Source organism: Kaistella solincola (assembly GCF_000812875.1).
GTDB lineage: Bacteria > Bacteroidota > Bacteroidia > Flavobacteriales > Weeksellaceae > Kaistella > Kaistella solincola.
Genome location: NZ_JSYK01000002.1, coordinates 591030 through 610875, shown reverse-complemented (window position 1 = coordinate 610875; position 19846 = coordinate 591030). Strand labels below are relative to the sequence as shown.

Below are 19846 nucleotides of genomic sequence, written 5' to 3'. Positions count from 1 at the left end.
TATGGAAAACATAAGCACGACAGGATTTTCATTTGATTTACCAAAAGGAAATTCTTCAATCATTAAAGTAATAGGCGTCGGTGGCGGCGGTAACAACGCGCTGAAACACATGTACGAGCGCGGCATTCACGGTGTAGATTTCGTGATTTGCAATACCGATTCACAGACATTAGATAATAACCCGGTTGCCAACAAAGTTCAGTTGGGAATCACCATCACCGAAGGTTTGGGCGCGGGCGCCGATCCTGAAGTTGGCGAAAAAGCTGCAATTGAAAGCATTGAAGACATCAAAGCTGCAATGGGACAAAATACCAAAATGGTTTTCATTACTGCCGGAATGGGCGGTGGAACCGGAACCGGAGCTGCGCCGGTAATTGCAAAAGTTGCCAAAGATATGGGCATCCTTACCGTAGGAATTGTTACCGTACCTTTCAGTTTTGAAGGTAAAAGAAGATTAGAGCAGGCGGAACTTGGTTTGGATAAACTAAGAAATAATGTGGATTCACTGATTGTCATTAATAATGATAAATTACGTCAGCAGTTCGGAAATTTAGGCTTTAAATCCGGTTTTTCTAAAGCCGATGAGGTTCTGACAAATGCTGCGAAAGGCATGGCTGAAGTTATTACCGGCTATTTCGATGTAAATATTGACTTCCGTGATGCGAAATCTGTTTTGGCAAATTCCGGTACGGCATTAATGTCCAACGGTGTTGCATCCGGCGAAAATAAGGCCGAAGAAGCGGTAAAAAAAGCGCTTGATTCTCCGTTATTGAATGACAACAAAATCACCGGCGCTAAAAACGTCTTGCTTCTTATCCGAAGTGGTTCTGAAGAAGTTACCATGGACGAAATCGGAGTTATTATGGATCATATCCAGGACGAAGCCGGAAACACTGCTGATATTATTTTCGGGGTTGGTACCGATGAAGAATTGGGCGATTCTGTAAGCGTTTTGGTTATTGCTACAGGTTTTGCGAAAGATCATAAAAAACACTCCGGCGTGACCGAAAAAGTGAAGTTAACACTTTCTGACTCGAGAGATTCTTCGAGCAAAAAGGAGTCTTTTTTTCAACCTGATGAAGAAACCGATTTGAAAAAAGATCACCTTTCAGCAGGTAATTTATTTATTCTGGACGACGAAGATGATTATCCGCGCACTGATTTTAAAGTGAATACGGTGGAAAAAAAAATGGTAATTGAAAGAGAAACTCCAACTGAAATTAACCGTTTTCCAATTCCGAAGGACGATTCTGAAACGCCTCAGAATAACGTAAATAATGAATTCGATTTGTTTACCATCACCGAGGAGCAAATTGATGAACCAGTTTCACGTGCTTTTACTTTTGAAACTGAAGAAAAAAAAGCGGAAATCCCCGCTTCACAAATTCCAACCAAACCGGTGGAAGAATTCAGTTTTGTAATCAATGAGCCGGTTCAGGAACCTGTTTATGAAAAACCGGAACCAAAAGCTGTTATTAAAGATGAACCTGCGAAACCAACGGTAATTCCTGCAGAACCGCAAATTGAGGAAAATAATGTCTTCGAGGCTGAAAGCGATTTCACCTTCATCACAAAAACTCCAACCAACGAAAAAGTTCAGGAAAGACGTAATAAATTAAAAGAATTCAATTCTCGTTACCAGAATATGGAAGTTGAAAATGAGTTCGAAACTGTACCAGCATTCCGCAGAAAAAATATTTCTATCGGCCAGGAAAATGCTTCTGAGCAGAAAATCAACAATTTTTTAGCTGACAGCAACGGAAAAATGCAGGTTCGCGAAAACCGTTTTTTAAATAAAGACGTAGATTAATAAGTAAAATCATGAGTTTAGAAAACACTATCAGCGAAGCGATAAAAGACGCGATGCGCGCTAAAGACAAAATTGCTTTGGATGCTCTTCGCGCGGTAAAATCTCAAATTCTTCTTTTAAAAACCGAAGCTAAAGGTGCTGAAGTTTCGGAAGAGCAGGAAACCGCAATTTTACAGCGAATGATTAAGCAGCGTAAAGATTCTTTCGACCAGTTTACGGCACAGGGGAGAAATGACCTGGCGGAAGTTGAAGAAGCGCAGTCCAAAGTCATCGAGAAATTTTTACCTCAGCAATTATCTGCTGAAGAACTGGAAAGCGCGATGAAAGAAATCATCGCACAAACTGGCGCCACAAGCGCCAAAGATTTAGGAAAAGTAATGGGCGTGGCGAGTAAATCGCTTGCCGGAAAAAGCGACGGAAAAAGCATCTCCGAAATGGCTAAAAAATTACTTTCCTAAGTATTAGTACGGATATTCAACCTTTGCATATCGATTTGATTGAGACCCGGCGCATTTTATGTGCCGGGTTTTTTACCTGTATTTTAGCCTAATTTTTCTAATTTGCCAAAACCGACCAGAAACTCCGCCCAAAAGTCGCAATAGATTATTGGTATTGTTTTGATGGATTATAAATAGCGGGTGATTGATTAAAAAGAATTAATTTTGTACTCAATATTTTAACTTATAAATTTTATAGATATGTATCCAGATGATTTAGTAATGCCAATGAAGCATGAGCTAACCGATAAAGGTTTCCAGGACTTAACTTCAGCTGAAGAAGTAAATGAAGCCATCAAAAAAGAAGGAACAACTTTGTTGATGATCAATTCCGTTTGTGGTTGTGCGGCAGGTGCTGCGAGACCAGGAGCTGTTTTTTCTTTGACAGGCGACAAAAAACCAGATAACTTAATCACCGTATTTGCAGGTGTAGATAAAGAAGCAGTTGACGCTGCACGAAAACATTTGGCACCTTTTCCACCAAGTTCACCATGTATCGCGCTTTTCAAAGATGGCGAGTTGGTGCACATGCTGGAAAGACACCACATTGAAGGTAATCCTGCAGGCGCAATTGCTGCAAATCTACAGGGCGCTTACGCTGAATATTGCTAAACTAAAACTTTAGGTAAAACCTGAAATTCCGTGCTTTTTGCACGGAATTTTTTTGTAAAAAATTGATGGAGCTCCTTTAGACAAAATATATTATATTTGTCTTTATGGCAACAAAAGCACTTTTCAATACGGTCGTCAATTGGTTTATCCGTCAGCGTATAGACCAGATCCAGAATTTTATGGATCACCCGGTTGAAACTCAAAAAGGCGTGCTTTTTTCCCAGCTTTACCATGCTGAAAATACCGATTACGGTAAAATTCACGGCTTCAGCTCCATTTCAAGCTACGAAGATTTTCGCCGGAATATTCCGATCGTTACGTATGAAGATTTCGAGCCGTATATCGAACGCGCGCGCCAAGGCCAGCGTGATGTTTTCTGGCCGGGTTTGGTAAAGAATTTTGCTAAATCTTCCGGAACTACAAATGCTAAAAGTAAATTCATTCCGATTACCGATGAAAGTCTGGAACTTTGCCACATGAAAGCCGGTAAAGATTTAATTTCCATTTATGCGAATAATCATCCCGACAACCAACTGTTTACCAATAAAAATTTACGTCTCGGCGGCAGCGCAGATTTTTATGAAGATTTCAATACCAAGTTTGGCGATCTTTCCGCGATTTTAATTGATAATTTGCCGTTTTGGGTAGAAATAACCACAACACCGAGCAAAAAAGTTTCGTTGATGTCCGAATGGGAAAGTAAATTGAAAGCCATCATTTCCGAAGTTAAAAGTGAAGATGTCGGCAGTTTAACCGGCGTTCCAAGTTGGATGTTGGTCTTGTTACAGCGAACTTTAGCCGAAACCGGACACAAAACGATTTCGGATTTATGGCCGAATCTGGAGGTTTTTTTCCACGGCGGCATCAGTTTCAAACCATATCGTGACCAATACCGTCAGGTGATTGGCAAAGAAATTAATTACTACGAAATCTATAACGCATCCGAAGGATTTTTCGCCATTCAGGATCAGCACGGCAGCGATGAAATGTTGCTGATGCTGGATTACGGGATTTTCTATGAATTTATTCCAATGGAAACTTTCGATGAAAAAAATCTCCACGCAATTCCGCTGGAAGAAGTGGAAATCGGCAAAAACTACGCGATGGTCATCACCACCAACAGCGGATTATGGCGCTATTTAATTGGTGACACTGTACGTTTTACCTCGCTTGAGCCTTTCAGAATTAAAGTTTCCGGCCGTACAAAACATTATATCAATGCTTTTGGCGAAGAGTTGATGATTGATAACGTGGAAACGGCGCTGACAAAAGCTTGCGAAGCAACAGATGCTTCAATTCTCGACTTCACCGGCGCGCCGGTTTTTATGCAAAATGGCGAAAGCGGAGCGCACGAATGGGTTTTGGAATTTCAGCGGAAACCGGAAAATATCGAGCATTTTGGTGAAATTTTCGACAATCATCTGAAGTCCGTGAACTCCGATTACGAGGCGAAAAGATACAATGATATGACGTTGAAAAAACCGATTATTCATGTCGCAAAACCTCAGCTTTTTTACAATTGGATGTCGCAGCGCGGAAAATTGGGTGGACAGAATAAAGTTCCGCGTCTCAGCAACGACCGCGAATATATCGAGCCGCTCATTCAGATGAACGAAGCGTAATTACTATGCTTTTTCGGTTTTTACTTCCGGCACAGAAGCTTTTGTCTCTTCAGATTTTGATTTTTTGGCTGCTTCAGCGGCATTTTTTTCCGTTTCGGCTTTTTCCAACTTCTGCTTTTCTTCTTTAGCTTTTTTCAATAGCTGCTCTTCTTCGGCTTTAATTTTAACCTGCTGTAAAGAATCCTGAAATTTCACGGTAGACATCCGTATTTGCCGTGCTATATCCACCGATGTTGCACCGGCAGAAAAAGAATCAATAGCTACTGTGTCGTAGGGTGGTATTGTGGTATTTTCGGCGCTGATTGTAGTTTTTTCAGCAGTTTCTTTATTGCAGGAAAAAATTACGAGCAAAATGAGCAAAAATATCGTTTTTGGCATTTTAATGTACTTTGAAGGTTGCAATTACGGGAAAATGATCGGAAACTTTTACGCTTCTGTCCACGCGGTAGGTAATCGGTTCAATTTCTTTCGAGGAGAAAAAATAGTCGATTCTAATGGGGAATTTATAATCGTGAAAACTCGTGCTGCTGCCTCTGCCAACTTTAACAAAAGCATCCTCCAACACCGAATTCACCTGATAATATTCGTAGGAATTTGGCACCGCATTGAAATCGCCGGCTAACAAAACCGGATATGGCGAATCCAAAACCGCCTGACGCACGTCTTCAACTTCCTGCTGATGCGCTTTAAATGTCGGTACAAGGCGTTTCAGAATATAACTCATCTTAGTTTTGTTCGTTTCCAAGTCTTCGCTGGGTTTTACCTTTTTTTTATCAAAAGCGAAGGGCGTCAGATATAAATTGATGCAGCGGATGACCTTACCATTCACTTCGATATCAGCATAAAACGAATTTCCGTTTCCGGAGGTCGCAATTTTATCGGTATTAATGATTTTAAGTTTTGAATTTATGGCCACAATCTGGTAATCTACGGCTTTGTTCGGATAACCGGGAACATTGTATTCTTCACCATATTCCTGTCCGAAAACAATATCAGCATTCTGGTTTTTCAGATATTCATAAACATTTTTCCGACCGAAATTGCCGCCTTTTATATTTAAAGAAACTACTTTCAGATTTGCTTTTTCATCACTTTTAGTCTGCCAGTTTAGCCATCGACCGGTTGGTTTTATTAAAAATAACGAAAGCACAATGAAAAGAATTGCTCTTTTTTTAGCACGAATAGTCCACCATAAACACAACAAAACGTTTAAAATCATCAAAACGGGAAAAGCCAGCGAAAGCAGGTTTATATAAGGAAATTTTTGCGGTGGAACCAACGAGTTGAGTGAAGTTGCCAAAAGCAAAATCAAAATTACAGCGTGACAAAACGTAGAGAAAAATCGCAATATCTTCACAGGAAATTGTGCTTAATTAACTCTAAAATGATCATTTTTCCATTTTCTGGCCAAGACATATCCTACAATAGCACCACCGATATGTGCGAAATGTGCAATGCCGCCCATCGAGCCGCTGAATCCTAAATACAGTGAGATCAGAATAATTCCTGGTAATAAATATTTGGCTTTGATGCCGAACGGAATAAACATGAAGTAAAGCTTAGAATCAGGAAACATAGTAGAAAATGCCGCTACAACCCCGAAAATCGCACCCGAAGCGCCCATCATTGGGATGGAATAAATTTCCATCGGATCTGCACCCTGCGTAATTTCAAAATAATTCCAGCCGCAGTTCAGTAGGTAAGCGCCAATTCCGCTGGCAAAATACAAAATAATGTATTTTCTGTCGCCCAAAACCTGCTCTAAAACTGGTCCGAAACTCATCAGCGTCAGCATATTGAAAAGAATGTGCGTCAGTCCAATTCCCTGTCCCATCGGCGCATGCATAAACATGTGCGTGATGATTTGCCAAACTTTAAAATAAGGTGATTCAAAGTAAAACACCGAAAACATTTCATAAAGTTTTGGAAAAGCAATGAAATTGGAAGCCAGATAAAATATAACATTCAGAATGATAATATTTTTGGTAATCGGCGTTAATCTTGGAAACATAAATTAAAATTTGTTTTTAAGCTCTTCCAGCGGAAGAACGATATAGCACCGCTTTCCAGACGGTAAAAATTCCGGGAAGCCCAGCTCGGTAAAATCTGTGATGGCGTGCTCGGCATCGGTTTTATATAAAAAATCAAACCGCGATTTGCTCTGTATTTTATTCCACTGGCTGTTGTAGAATTCCATAAACTCATCTTCGTTGCGGTATTCCAGGATCTCAAAAAGATTTTCAAGGAATTTCATTACCTGAGTTTCCTTCAAACCTTCAGGGACGGCATCAATCCGCAAAACATTATCATTTGCCAATACCATTTCGAAGCCAAGTTCCGGCAGAAATTTTTTAATCGACCGAAATTTATTTTTTTCGGTTTCATTCATGTGATATTCCAACGAAAAAAGCAGCGTATGTTTCTCGGAATTGCGCTTCTTTTTGGCATTTTTTTCAGAAACAACCAGGCGGTGCATTCTACCTAAATCCAGCATCAGGGTTTTACCGTTTTTATTGAAAAGCCAGTAACCGTTGGGCAAACGCATCAAATCATCATCAAAGTCATCATCTTCAAAAAGATTAATTTTTGACGGCTCTGCGGGCATATTTTGCTGAAATAGCTCGGTCATCGCCACCCGTTCACCTTCAGTTTCGCGCTCTTCCAGAAAAGGATTATAGCTGCGGTCCACCACAATTTCGGGTGTTTTGTAAGCGGTGTTTCCACCGGTTGACTGCGCCAGAAAAGCTTCTACACCTTCACCACGGTCAAAATCCAGACTTGGTGAAATATTATAAATTCCTAACGACCGCTTAATCGTTGAGCGAACCAATGCGAAAATAAGATTTTCATCTTCGAATTTCACTTCGGTTTTTTGCGGATGAATATTAACATCCACCTTCTCCGGATCGAGTTCTAAAAAAAGGAAAAAAGTTGGAATATAACCCGGTAAAAGTAAACCTTCAAAAGCTTCCTGTACGGCTTTATTAAAATAAGCACTTCGGAAAAAGCGCCCATTAACAAAAAAAAACTGCTCGCCGCGCGTTTTTTTGGCGCCTTCCGGTTTTGCCACAAAACCATTCAACTGCACCCAACCCAAATCTTCTTTAATCGGAATTAAAAGCGGCTGCAGTTTTCGTCCGAAAACATCTACAATTCTTTGTAAAAGACTTGCTTTGCGAAGCCGGAAAATAATATCGTCGTTATGGTAGAGTTCGAAATCAAGATTATCGTGCGCCAGCGCAATGCGCTGAAATTCATCGATAATGTGGCGAAACTCAATATTATTATTTTTAAGGAATTTCCGGCGCGCCGGAACATTGTAAAAAAGATTTTTAACCGAAAAACTAGAGCCCGCCGCAGTTTGAATCGGTTCCTGAAACTGAAAACCTCCGCCCTCAATATAAATGTTGGTGCCGCTTACCGCATCGTGAGTTTTGGTGCGAAGTTCCACCTGCGCAACCGCCGCTATTGAAGCTAAAGCTTCTCCGCGAAAACCTTTTGTAGAAATCCGGAAAATATCTTCGGTGGTGCTTATTTTCGAAGTTGCGTGGCGCTCGAAAGCTAGCCGTGCATCGGTTTCGCTCATTCCGCTGCCGTTATCCACCACCTGAATGAGGTTTTTACCGGAATCGCGAACGATCAGTTCAATTTTTGTCGCTCCGGCATCGATGGAGTTTTCGATGAGTTCTTTTACAATCGATGCGGGCCGCTGCACCACTTCGCCTGCGGCAATTTGGTTGGCAACATGATCGGGTAAAAGTTTTATAATATCAGACATTAAAATTTAATCAAATAAAGGTTTTTCCGCATTATCGGTATTTCAGCGAGTCGATTTTTCGGGAAACTTTGTTTAAAACTTTTTCCGAAAGCGTGCGCTCATCCGAAAGGTGCCGTAGTTCGAAATTCTGCTTTTTACGAACCAAAAGAAAATGATAATCTTCAATTTCCCAGATGCTGTATTTTTCAAAAAAAACCAGTTCTAAGCCGGAATTTTCTAAAATTGTAAGCAAAGGTGCCAAATGGATTTCCTGGTCGATCACCTGCAAAGTTTCCGGCTGGTTTTTGCGCGTAAATGCAATATATTCCGGGTTCGGAATATTAAGCGCAATTAAGGTTTTTTCCGTGCTAAAACGGCAAATTTTCGAAAATAATTCCTGATGTTTTTCCAGCGGAATATGCTCGATAACATCCATTAAAGTGATAAAATCGAAGTCAGCAAATTTTGGCGTGTAAGCCGTAACATCAGCAACTTCGAAATGTATATTTTGTTTCTCACCGCATTTTTTCCGGGCTATTTCGATGCTTTTTTGGCTAAAATCAACCGCTTCAATTTTTCCGGAAGTTACTTTTTCCGCCAGAAGTTTGGTAAAGTTTCCAACGCCACAGCCGAGTTCCAGTACATTGGAGCTTGATTTTAAACCTTGTTCCAAAAGTCTTTTGTAAAGAGAAATCAATCTTTCATTGGCGCCGGTTTTCACCTGCGTTGCAGAAAACACATCATAATAACCGGCAATTTCCTCTTTGTGCATAAAGGCAAAATTAGTGAATTTATTTCTTGACTTGAATAAAAAAACTTTCCGCTTGCGGGCGGAAAGTTTCAAAATTTTTCAGAGTTTTTTACTTTTTTAACGTTTTGTAACCCATTTCATAAAGCGCAAAACTCAGGATATCAGCATTTTCACCGATGACCTGTTCGGTACTTCTACCTGCTCCGTGACCGGCATTGGTCTCGATACGAACCAAAATCGGGTTGTTGCACGACTGTTTTTCCTGAAGTTCGGCACCAAATTTAAAAGAGTGCGCCGGCACTACGCGGTCATCATGATCACTGGTGATAATCATAGTGGACGGGTAACAAACGCCTTCTTTCACCTGATGAATCGGGGAATAAGAGCGCAAATATTCAAACATTTCTTTGCTGTCTTCGGCGGTACCGTAATCGTAGCTCCAGCCTGCGCCTGCCGTAAATTTGTTGTAACGCAACATATCCAGAACGCCAACTCCCGGGAAGGCAACTTTAGCCAAATCCGGACGCATTGTCATGGTAGCACCGACTAAAAGTCCGCCGTTTGAACGGCCCGAAAGCGCCATATAATCTTTGGAAGTGTAACCTTTGCTTTGAAGATATTCACCAGCCGCGATGAAGTCATCAAAAACATTTTTCTTCTGCATTTTTGTGCCGGCATCGTGCCATTTTTTACCGTATTCACCACCACCGCGAATATTAGGAACAGCGTAGATTCCGCCATTTTCCATCCAGATCGCGTTTACTACAGAAAAACCTGGCTGCAGGCTGATATTAAAACCTCCGTAAGAATATAAAATGGTTGGATTTTTTCCGTCCATTTTAAGGCCTTTTTTGTAGTTTATCATCATCGGAATGCGCGTGCCGTCTTTTGAAGTGTAAAAAACCTGCTCGGAAACGTAATCTTCAGGATTGAATTTCACCTTCGGTTTTTGGTAAACTTCGGATTTTCCGGTTTCAACATTAAATTTGTACGTTGTTCCAGGAGTAATATAATTGCTGAAATTGTAATATAAATCTTTGTCGTTTTCTTTTCCACTGAAGCCGCCCGCGGTACCAATTCCTGGAAGTTCAATGGTGCGGATAAGTTTTCCGTCGTAATCATATTGCTTTACAGACGTTACCGCATCCTGCATATATTTTGCGAAAATATAGCCGCCACCGGTAGAAACACTTAACACATTTTCGGTTTGCGGGATTACATCTACCCAAACATTCGGCGTTTTAATGTTAAATTTAACCAAACGCATATTTGGCGCGTCTTTATCCGTTAAAGCATAGATGAAATCACCTTTAGAATCAATGATATCGGTATTGTAATCATATCCGTTTTGAATTGGAATTAAATCGGTTTTATTTTTTAGGTCTTTAATATAGACCTCGTTACCGTTTGTAGCTTCGGAAGCGCTTAAAATCTGGAACCGTTCGTCATCCGTCACGCCCATTCCCATATAACGTCTTTTAAACTGGTCGCCGCCGATCACAAGCTTATCCTCACTTTGCTTGGTGCCCAACTTATGGAAATACACCTTGTGTGTATCTGTTTTAGCGGAAAGTTCGCTGCCCGTTGGTTTATCGTAGCTTGAATAGAAAAAACCTTCGTCACCTAACCACGAAGCTCCGGAAAACTTCACATCATTAATGGTTTCATCGATTTTATTTTTGGTTACCGCATCCAGAATGATAATTTTATTCCAGTCACTTCCGCCCTCGGAAATCGAATAAGCAACTAAATTTCCTTTCTTATTAAAGGAAACTCCGGCTAAAGAAGTCGTGCCTTTTTCGGAAAATTTATTTGGATCCAGGAAAACTTCAGTCTTACCGGCTTTATCTGTTCTGTATAAAACAGACTGCGCCTGCAGACCGTCATTTTTATAAAAATAAGTATAATCGCCTTCCTTAAATGGAGCACCGATTTTTTCGTAATTCCAGATGTCTTTCAACTGCGAACGAATTTCTTCGCGGAAAGGAATTTTTGCTAAATAATCATTGGTGAAAGCGACTTCTCGCTGCACCCAATCTTTGGTATCAGCGGCACGATCATCTTCGAGCCAGCGGTACGGATCGGCAACTGTGGTTCCGAAATAAGTATCCGTGTGGTCTATTTTTTTCGTTTCAGGATAGTTGATGGTGCTGATCATTTTTTGTGGTGTACATGCTGCTGCCAGAAAACCGGCGGCGCCCAAAGCAAAAGTTTTAATATTCATAGTTCAGGATTTGTTCAAAAATACCATTTTTTACCGAATTATTCCGAGCTGAACCGCAAGATTTCTGCGAAATTTTTTACTCATTCAGAAATGATAAGACAGAATTCTTGATTATTTAACAATTTTTTAATCCGGCATCCACCAGAAAAGGAACATAATTTGCTTCTGACATCGTCGAGAAAAATAAACTTATGAAAACACAGGTAGGCATATTATTGGCGGGAGGTGCCGGTATCTTGATCGGAATCGGCATTTTTGGGCTCAAGCAGTTTTTGAAGAAAAAGAGCCAGGAATATGATGATTATTACGCAGACTTTCACCGTCATTTCGTGAAATTACCAAAAGAAGAAAACAACGACGGCGTGGAGTTCCTCGCAGTTCTGTAAAACATTTTTACAAAATTCGGTCTTTTAAGGCGGAATTTTTTTGTTTTGTCTTGATGAAATTATAATTAAAAAAATTTGCCATTTTAACGTCAAATTTTTTCGTTTTATAAACTTTCAGCTGAATAATTGCACGGCGCAAACCATTACTTCAAGATTTTGGTTATTTTTAACAAAATTTTCTACAAAATGGTTTTAAGCAGAATCTGGAGCGCCTTTATCATCGTCGCGATTATTGTCGCCAGCATCAAATATATTTTTTCAGATCATTACAAAGCCATTTACAACGATATGGTGGTCGGCAAAAGTGGTGATACCGTGCAGATTGCGACCAAAAGCATCGGTGAACTCTCACCTGAAATTCAAAAAAACCTTGTATTAGCACCCAATTTTAATCAAAACCGAATTCATTACAAAAGCGATTCAGCAACTTCGAAAGTTGCGGTTTACCGCGTGCAGGAAACCGACGGTGTCATCGGAACTTCGGAAACGGCCGTAAAAATCTGCCTTGGTCTGATTGGAATTATGACGCTTTTCATGGGTTTTATGAGCATTGCCGAAAAAGCCGGCGGTATCAATTTGCTTTCACGCATAATTCAGCCGTTTTTTTCAAAATTATTCCCCGAAATCCCGAAAAACCATCCGTCCTTCGGACATATGTTGCTGAATTTTTCAGCGAATTTGCTTGGTTTGGACAACGCCGCGACACCGTTTGGATTAAAAGCGATGGAAAGTTTGCAGACATTAAATCCGGAAAACGAGCGCGCGAGTAATTCCCAAATCATGTTTTTGTGTTTGCACGCCGGCGGTTTAACTTTGATTCCGGTTTCCATTATCGCAATCCGTGCTTCGATGGGTTCTACAACGCCAACCGATATTTTTCTGCCGTGCATGATTGCAACTTTTGCAGCGACTTTAGCCGCTATGATTTTCGTTTCGCTGTATCAGAAAATAAATTTGCTTCAACCTGTCGTCATCGCTTATGTTGGAGGAATTTCCGCTATTATTGCTTTGCTCGTGGTGTATTTGGTAAATTTAACCAAAGAAGGACTGGATAATTTCAGCATGTTGCTGAGCAACGGAATTATTTTGTTGATCTTCTTTGCTATTGTTTTGGGCGCGGTTTATAAAAAAATTAATGTTTTCGATGCTTTTATCGATGGGGCAAAAGAAGGTTTCTGGACGTGTGTAAAAATTATTCCTTATTTGGTCGGAATGCTCATCGCGATTTCCTTGCTTAGAACTTCCGGAGTTTTCGATGTTTTAATCGATGGAATGAAATGGGTAGCACAGGTTGTCGGTTTCGATACCCGATTTGTTGACGGTTTACCAACTGCGCTCATCAAACCGCTTTCGGGTTCCGGCGCGCGCGGAATGATGGTGGATACGATGCAGACTTTCGGTGCGGACAGTTTCCAGGGACGATTAGCAGCGGTTTTACAAGGAAGTTCGGACACCACTTTCTATGTAATCGCGGTTTATTTCGGTGCGGTGGGCATTAAAAACACCAGATACACCGTAACCGCAATGCTGATGGCTGATTTGGTAGGCATCATCACGTCAGTAATTTTGGCTTATCTTTTCTTTGCTTAAACTTTAATTAAATATTTAATAAAATGATCCACGATAAAGATTACATCATTCGCATTGTAAAGCAGTTTTCCGAATTTCTTTCGAAGCTGCTTTTAGAAAAAAATGAAGGCGAATTGCCGGAACAGGAAAGGATTTTCGATACCAACATGAATGATACTTTCAAAATGGATTTCGAAACTTTGTCGGCAAAAAGCACCGACGAAATAATTGAGCTCATCGAAGCGAAAGACAGCAGTCACCACATTCCGTATTACGAATTGCTCGGTCATTTATTTTACTTTAAAAACAGGGAAAATTCAAATGTAGATTTTGCTGCAAAAGCGCAGAAATTTTACGAGCTCTATCTGCAAAAAAGTGGAGTTTTTTCTATGCCAATTGTAAGTAGAATTAATGATTTAAAGAAATCTGTGTAACAATTTTGCAAAAAAACCGTCTTATTACAGAAAATAATCTATGAGAAAATCTTTGCTGTTTTCCCTGACTTTGATGTCTGCTTTTCTGTTTTCTCAAAAGAAATGGACGCTTCAGGAATGCGTGAATTACGCCGTAGAAAATAACCTGCAGGTCATCCAGAACGAGTACAACAAGAAACTTCAAGATTATAATCTGTCGATTGCAAAACGGCAATATCTTCCGTCGGTTTCCGGAAACATCAATAATTCTGCAACTTTTGGGCAGGGCCGCGACACTTTCGGCCGCACAGGCAGCAATGATAATTTCAGCAACAGTGCAAATGTTGGTGCTGATATGTTGCTTTTCAACCACGGCAGACTCGAAAAAAATATCCGCAAAAACGAATATGATGTTCAGGCAAGCGGATTTGATGTGGAACAGGTAAAAAATGACATTTCACTTCAAATTGCGCAGCAATATTTAGCCATTTTGCTTAACCGCGAAGTGGTAACCATTGCGAGAAGCGCTTTGGAAAATGCGGAAAGACTTTACGAGCGTGCAAAAATCACGACGCAGGTTGGCACCACCGCGCAAACGGTTTTAGCTGAAGCTGAAGCCGGGCTGGCACGCGAAAAGCTCAATGTAAAAACTGCAGAAATCAATACCGACCGAAGTTTGTTTTCTTTAGCAATGCTTCTGCAGCTTCCGGATTATAAAAACTTCGATGTGCAAAATGTTGCCATTGAAGATGATATTCAGGCACCTTTATTTACAGCGGACCAAATCATTAATAAAGCTTTTGAAAACCAACCGCAGATAAAAGCTGCTGAAAGCCGCATAAAATCGGCCGAAGCCCAAACAGAAATTACCGAAACCGCCTTCTGGCCGACAATTTCCGCAAACGCAGGATTGGGAAGTTCATACTTTTATTTGCTGAACGCCGGAAAAGATCTTACCGGAAACACCATTCAGCAAAGTGGCTTTTTTAAACAATATAAAGACAATTTCGGGCAGCAGGTTGGCGTTTCCGCAAACATCCCGATTTTCAATAAAGGAATTACGCGACTTAACGTAGAGCAGTCTAAAGTAAACGAAGATATTGCGAAGAATTCTTTGCTGTTACAAAAGCAGGACGTTTTACAAAACGTTCAGAAAGCACAGTTTGATGCGGAAAGCAACTACGAATCTTTCGTTGCTTCTCGCGAAGCTGAAAAAAGTGCCAAATTAGCCCTGGATTTTGCGGAGAAAAGCTATAACGCCGGCCGCGCCACGGTTTATGACCTAAACAACGCGCGTAATAATTATGCTAATGCGCAAGGCAGCGTGGCACAGGCAAAATACAATTACATTTTCAGCTTGAAACTTCTAAATTTCTACGCAGGAATTCCTTTAACTTTGTAGTTTTAAAATACTTCAATTGTTGTTATGTCCATCGTGCTGTTACAGAAATATTTGCCGGATAATAGCCTGATTTTTCTAAAAAAATGGTTCGCTGATTATACGATTCATATCAAAGTAACGCGCGGGAGAAATTCGAAACTGGGCGATTACCGGAAAATGCCGGATAAAACGCATCAAATCACCATCAATTCCACCTTACAGCCGTATCTTTTTTTCTTCGTGCTGACGCATGAACTCGCGCATCTTATCGCTTTTGACCAAAGCAAAAAGCGCATTTCAGCACACGGTGCGGAATGGAAACAAACGTTTAGGCAAATGCTCCTTGAAAGCATCGAAATTTATCCCGAAGATTTAAAACCGATTATCCGGAGATTTTCAAAAGCGCCGAAATCAAATTTTATGTCGAGCCCCGATCTTGTGCGCTATTTCCACATTGAAAATTACGACGACGAAACTTCGTATATCGAAGACCTTAACGAAAACGACCGTTTTACCTACCGAAAGGAGACTTATATCATTGAGGAGAAGCGGAAAAAAAACTATCTTTGCCTGAATACCAACAACGGAAAAAAGTATATTTTCAAGCCGTTGGCCCGCGTGGAAAAACTAAGTTAAATATGTCAGAATCAAATAATTACTGCGTCATCATGGCAGGAGGCGTAGGCAGCAGATTTTGGCCGATGAGCACCCAGAAATACCCGAAACAGTTTCAGGATATTTTAGGAACCGGCCACACCATGATCCAGCAAACCTACAACCGAATCAGCAAAATTGTAATTCCGGAAAACATCTATGTCATCACCAGCAAAGAATATATCGCACTCACCGAGCAGCAGCTACCGGAATTAAACCCGGAAAATATCGTGGGCGAACCCATGATGAAAAACACCGCGGCGTGCAATATGTACATGGCGAAAAAAATCGCAGATAAAAACCCGAACGCAAATATTATTGTGCTTCCGGCGGATCATTTGATTTTAAACGAAACCGTTTTTCTACAGAAAATTGAGCTTGCTTTAAACCTCGCGGCGACCAAAAATTTCCTCATCACGTTGGGCATCAAACCAACACGGCCGGAAACCGGTTACGGCTATATTCAGTTTGAAGAAAATAAAGACAAAGAATATTTCAAGGTTAAAACATTTACCGAAAAACCTGATTTAGAATTCGCCAGAACTTTTCTGGAAAGCGGCGATTTCCTGTGGAATGCCGGGATTTTTATCTGGAATGTCCAAAGCATTTTGTCGGCGTTTGAAGAATACCTCAGCGAAATGTCTCAGCATTTCCAGAGTTGCGATTACAATACGAAAGAAGAAGAAGGCTGCATCGATGCTATTTATCCAAAAGTCGCAAAAATTTCAATTGACAACGGCATTCTGGAAAAAGCGAAAAATGTCTATGTAATTCCCGCCGATATTGGCTGGAGCGATCTTGGGACCTGGACTTCCGTTTACGAAAATGCGGTGAAAGACGCGGAAAAAAACGCTTCAAAATCGCGCCATCTTTTAACCTACAACGCAAAAGGAAATATCATCAACCTGAAAAATAAAAACAAGGCGGTGATCATCGACGGTTTGAAAGACTACATTATCGTGGACACCGACAAAGCTTTGCTGATCTGCCCGCGCGCCAACGACCAGTTGATTAAAGAATATGTTCAGGACTTAAAAACGTTAAAAAAAGGCGACAGCTTTTTGTAAAAAATCTGGCTTAGAAGCAAGGAAAATTTCGCATCTTATAGAAGTTTCAACCCGCTGTCCGCTTTATCTGCACGCCACTTTCGTGGCGCGCAGGATGCCGCTTCCATCGGGGCTAGATATAGTTTCGTCATCTTTCCGAAAACGAAAAATTTGCCGCTTTTAGCGGCAAATTTTTTTTAAACCAGATAATGATTTTCTTGAAAATTCAGTAAAACGAAAAAATCACCGCTTCTAACGGCATATTTTTCTAAATCAGATTAATGATTTGCTGGATATTCAGTTCGTGCAGGCAAGCATAATCGCCGCGGTAACATTCTTTATCACCAAAAACCGAACACGGCCGGCAGGTTAAATCTTTCACATGTACGACATCATTTACACTTTGTCCGTATCCTAAAAATCCGGCGTAAAAATGCGTGGAACCCCAAACCGAAATACAGCGCGTACCAACCAAACTTGCCAAATGCATATTTGCAGAATCCATCGAAATCATGGCTTCTAAGCCCGAAATTTTTTCCAATTCCTGCTTCAAGGTTAATTTTCCAGCTAAATTTTCAGTATTTGGGATTTTTTGCTGCCAGGAATTTAAGATTTCAACTTCCTGAGCGCCGCCGCCAAAAAAGAAAATTTGGTGCTTTTGTGCCAATATTTTTACCAATTCGAAAGTTTTTTCCAGCGGCATCATTTTACCTTTGTGCTGCGCAAACGGCGCGACACCAATTCCGGATTTTCCAGATTTTGGTTGTAATTGATTGGAAAGTTCAAGCTTAAACTTCATTTCGCGAAAAACGTCGGCATATCTTTCCACGGTGGGTTTTAGCGGTTGTTTTTCGATATTCCAAATATCGGTGAGTTTTTCTTTTTCAGCTTTACCTTTATTTATTTTGTAAACTTTGAAACCTTTTTGCAGAAAAAAAAGATTGAGCGTTTTCGTTCGGATGACGTCGTGTAAATCGGCGATAAAATTTGGTTTAAATTCTTCCAAAAGCAATTTTCCCAGTTTCTGCAAACCGAAAAAACCTTTAAAATCTTCGAGATTTATCCCTTTAAATTGCAGATTCGGAATATCATCGAAAAGTGCGCTGAAATTTTCGCGGGAAACCATAACAATTTCAACATCAGCATTTTGAGCCAGAAATTCGCGCAAAACCGGAACGGTCATCGCAACGTCGCCGAACGCCGAAAAACGGTATGCTAAAATTCGCGTCACGATTTCAGCTGATAGGCCACGGCGTAAAACTTAATTTGTTTGGTCATCGCCATCAAACCGTTGGCACGCGAAGGCGAGAGAAATTCCTGCAAGCCGATTTCTTCGATAAACGAAAAATCTGAATCCAGAATTTCCTGCGTAGTGTGACCGCTGTAAATGGAAACCAAAAGTGACACGATGCCCTTCGGTAAAATTCCGTCGGAATCAGCGTTAAAAAAAAGTTTACCATCTTCAAAACGCGCTTTAATCCAGACTTTCGACTGGCAACCTTTAATTAAATTTTCATCGGTTTTCTGATCTTCGGGCATGCCTTTCAACTCTTTTCCGAGGTCTATAATATATTCGTACTTTTGTTCCCAATCTTCCAAAAAGGCAAAAGCTTCCACAGTTTCCTGCTGTTTTTCTTTAATCGTCATCGCAAAGTTGAATTTGTGCAAAGATAAGCATTCCTAAAAATTTTCTTCGGTTACTTTCCGAAAGAGATTCAGCAATTTAGGTTCTTCTTTTTCCCAGCATAGTTGTGCCGCTGCCTTTTCAAGATTTTCGGAATAAAATTCTGGCGCCTTTTCGAGCACTTTTTTTATTTTTTCTGCAAGTTCGGAATGATCTGAAATTGTTTCGCCGACCTGAAATTCCTTAATGATTTTTTTCATTTCTGGAAAATCTGAGACAACGACGGGAATTCTTGCCTGGATATAATCTGAAATTTTGTTTGGTAAAGAAAAATAATAGCTGAGACCGTTATTTTCTTCGATGCTTAATCCGACATCAGCCTGCTGTGTAATTTCCCGTAGCTTTTCCGGAAAAATTTGCCCAAGAAACTCGATTTTTTTTTGAAGCCCGAGTTTTTTGGTCAGTTGTTCATATTCGGTTTTCATCGGACCATCGCCGGCAAGCCATAATTTAGCATTTGGAATTTCCGCCATCGCAGCAATCATTTTATCTAAACCGCGTGATGGATTAATGACACCCTGGTAAATAATGATTTTTGGGTTATATAGCCCGGAATTTTTTTCGATTTTTAAATAAACCGGAAAGTTCTGCACGACGACCGGACGCGAAATTTTATATTTTTCAACAAACCAATCCGCATAACTTTCACTTGCTGTAATCATATAACGGATTTTCGGCAAAAGTTGCTTTTCCAAAGTCCGCCAGATTTTTTGCGGAAATCTTCCGGCTAAAGACGGCATTTCTGTGAAAATTTCGTGGCTGTCGAAAACCAGCGGAATGCCGAGTTTTTTTGAAACTAAATAATTCGGTAAAATCGTATCCAGATCATTGGAAAGTAAAATGCAGTTTCGGCCTGCACTTTTCAGCAAATGCCTGTACAATTTCCACTGAAATTCGAGGTACGCATGACGGAGAATTTTGGCGCGGAGATTTAATCTTTTTACGGAATAATTTCGGTTCACCGGCGGCAAACCGCGCCAGTTATTGCCGATGAGTTCGATTTCGTAACCGTTTTCAGATAAGGTTCTGCAAACCTTTTCTACCCTTTGGTCCGTATATAGATTATTGAAAACCGAAACAATGATTCGCACGGCATTAATTTACGCCTTTTTAACCAAATGATAAACCTGAACGCCACATAAAATAGCATTTGGAATGATGATGGGCCAAAGGTAATCGCTGAAAATACCATAAATCACAAAACAGATACAGCCAACAAGGTTTACGATTCTGATCTTTCTGATGTCTTTCAGCACGAAACTCAGGACGATGAAGAAAGATGCGGCGTAACCGATGATATTGGTAATTTCTGGGTTCATGCTTAATTTTTTTGGGAGACAAACCTAAACATTTTCAGCGAATTAAGAAAATATTAACTGCCATATCGTCAGAAATAGTTTTTGGTAAAGTATTTGTAACTTTGGTTTGACGCTTACTGAA

20 protein-coding genes are annotated in these 19846 nt (G+C 40.4%); 10 read left to right on the top strand and 10 right to left on the bottom strand.

The features are described 5' to 3' along the window. The first annotated feature begins 1 nt into the window (after window position 1). The 4 genes from ftsZ to OA84_RS03840 all read left to right on the top strand — a co-directional run bounded on the left by ftsZ (window position 2) and on the right by OA84_RS03840 (window position 4541). Window positions 2-1810, top strand: a complete 1809-nt coding sequence (gene ftsZ, locus OA84_RS03855; protein ID WP_039342767.1) for a cell division protein FtsZ — start codon at window positions 2-4, stop codon at window positions 1808-1810. Between the two features lie 11 nt (window positions 1811-1821). Next, window positions 1822-2268 carry a GatB/YqeY domain-containing protein gene (locus tag OA84_RS03850; protein ID WP_039342477.1) on the top strand — a complete coding sequence of 149 codons (447 nt, stop codon included), beginning with the start codon at window positions 1822-1824 and terminating at the stop codon, window positions 2266-2268. A gap of 240 nt (window positions 2269-2508) precedes the next feature. Beyond that, window positions 2509-2919, top strand: a complete 411-nt coding sequence (locus OA84_RS03845) for a BrxA/BrxB family bacilliredoxin (RefSeq protein WP_039342474.1) — start codon at window positions 2509-2511, stop codon at window positions 2917-2919. A gap of 104 nt (window positions 2920-3023) precedes the next feature. Next, on the top strand, window positions 3024-4541 hold the full coding sequence (locus OA84_RS03840; RefSeq protein ID WP_039342471.1) for a GH3 auxin-responsive promoter family protein: 1518 nt from the start codon (window positions 3024-3026) through the stop codon (window positions 4539-4541). 3 nt (window positions 4542-4544) lie between these two features. Here the strand turns inward: OA84_RS03840 and OA84_RS03835 are convergent, their stop codons facing one another. The 6 genes from OA84_RS03835 to OA84_RS03810 all read right to left on the bottom strand — a co-directional run bounded on the left by OA84_RS03835 (window position 4545) and on the right by OA84_RS03810 (window position 11273). Beyond that, entirely contained in the window at window positions 4545-4919 is a 375-nt protein-coding gene (locus OA84_RS03835; protein WP_039342469.1) for a hypothetical protein, read from the bottom strand. A 1-nt stretch (window position 4920) separates the two neighbouring features. Continuing rightward, window positions 4921-5841: an endonuclease/exonuclease/phosphatase family protein gene (locus OA84_RS03830; protein ID WP_233701817.1), complete on the bottom strand. Its 921-nt coding sequence runs from the start codon at window positions 5839-5841 to the stop codon at window positions 4921-4923. A 69-nt stretch (window positions 5842-5910) separates the two neighbouring features. After that, the gene (locus tag OA84_RS03825; protein ID WP_039342464.1) at window positions 5911-6552 is read right to left on the bottom strand and encodes a rhomboid family intramembrane serine protease; all 642 of its coding nucleotides are present in this window, start codon (window positions 6550-6552) and stop codon (window positions 5911-5913) included. Between the two features lie 3 nt (window positions 6553-6555). Continuing rightward, window positions 6556-8319: a DNA mismatch repair endonuclease MutL gene (gene mutL / locus OA84_RS03820; RefSeq protein WP_039342461.1), complete on the bottom strand. Its 1764-nt coding sequence runs from the start codon at window positions 8317-8319 to the stop codon at window positions 6556-6558. A 31-nt stretch (window positions 8320-8350) separates the two neighbouring features. Beyond that, entirely contained in the window at window positions 8351-9142 is a 792-nt protein-coding gene (locus tag OA84_RS03815; RefSeq protein WP_262493303.1) for a class I SAM-dependent methyltransferase, read from the bottom strand. Between the two features lie 16 nt (window positions 9143-9158). Further along, window positions 9159-11273, bottom strand: a complete 2115-nt coding sequence (locus OA84_RS03810) for a prolyl oligopeptidase family serine peptidase (RefSeq protein ID WP_039342455.1) — start codon at window positions 11271-11273, stop codon at window positions 9159-9161. Window positions 11274-11464: 191 nt separating this feature from the next. Here OA84_RS03810 and OA84_RS03805 point away from each other — a divergent pair, with 191 nt between their 5' ends. The 6 genes from OA84_RS03805 to OA84_RS03780 all read left to right on the top strand — a co-directional run bounded on the left by OA84_RS03805 (window position 11465) and on the right by OA84_RS03780 (window position 16743). Continuing rightward, window positions 11465-11659: a hypothetical protein gene (locus OA84_RS03805; protein WP_039342452.1), complete on the top strand. Its 195-nt coding sequence runs from the start codon at window positions 11465-11467 to the stop codon at window positions 11657-11659. A gap of 186 nt (window positions 11660-11845) precedes the next feature. Further along, complete coding sequence (locus OA84_RS03800) at window positions 11846-13249, top strand: nucleoside recognition domain-containing protein (RefSeq protein WP_039342765.1); 1404 nt, start codon at window positions 11846-11848, stop codon at window positions 13247-13249. 23 nt (window positions 13250-13272) lie between these two features. Then, window positions 13273-13662 carry a hypothetical protein gene (locus tag OA84_RS03795; protein WP_039342447.1) on the top strand — a complete coding sequence of 130 codons (390 nt, stop codon included), beginning with the start codon at window positions 13273-13275 and terminating at the stop codon, window positions 13660-13662. Window positions 13663-13702: 40 nt separating this feature from the next. Next, the gene (locus OA84_RS03790; protein WP_039342444.1) at window positions 13703-15043 is read left to right on the top strand and encodes a TolC family protein; all 1341 of its coding nucleotides are present in this window, start codon (window positions 13703-13705) and stop codon (window positions 15041-15043) included. A 24-nt stretch (window positions 15044-15067) separates the two neighbouring features. Then, window positions 15068-15658 (top strand): SprT-like domain-containing protein, encoded by a 591-nt coding sequence (locus OA84_RS03785; protein WP_039342441.1) that lies wholly within the window; start codon window positions 15068-15070, stop codon window positions 15656-15658. Window positions 15659-15660: 2 nt separating this feature from the next. Then, window positions 15661-16743: a mannose-1-phosphate guanylyltransferase gene (locus OA84_RS03780; RefSeq protein ID WP_039342439.1), complete on the top strand. Its 1083-nt coding sequence runs from the start codon at window positions 15661-15663 to the stop codon at window positions 16741-16743. A gap of 247 nt (window positions 16744-16990) precedes the next feature. Here OA84_RS03780 and OA84_RS03775 read toward each other — a convergent pair whose 3' ends face one another. Genes OA84_RS03775 through OA84_RS03760 form a run of 4 tightly spaced genes read right to left on the bottom strand, consistent with a single transcriptional unit; the run spans window position 16991 to window position 19725 of the window. Then, window positions 16991-17953, bottom strand: coding sequence for a glycosyltransferase family 9 protein (locus tag OA84_RS03775; RefSeq protein WP_039342436.1), 963 nt, complete (start codon window positions 17951-17953; stop codon window positions 16991-16993). Beyond that, window positions 17950-18369 (bottom strand): SufE family protein, encoded by a 420-nt coding sequence (locus tag OA84_RS03770; protein ID WP_039342434.1) that lies wholly within the window; start codon window positions 18367-18369, stop codon window positions 17950-17952. The genes OA84_RS03775 and OA84_RS03770 overlap by 4 nt, the downstream gene beginning before the upstream one ends. 33 nt (window positions 18370-18402) lie before the next feature. Beyond that, the gene (locus OA84_RS03765; protein ID WP_039342431.1) at window positions 18403-19497 is read right to left on the bottom strand and encodes a glycosyltransferase; all 1095 of its coding nucleotides are present in this window, start codon (window positions 19495-19497) and stop codon (window positions 18403-18405) included. 9 nt (window positions 19498-19506) lie between these two features. Beyond that, on the bottom strand, window positions 19507-19725 hold the full coding sequence (locus OA84_RS03760; protein WP_039342429.1) for a hypothetical protein: 219 nt from the start codon (window positions 19723-19725) through the stop codon (window positions 19507-19509). Between the last annotated feature and the right edge of the window lie 121 nt (window positions 19726-19846).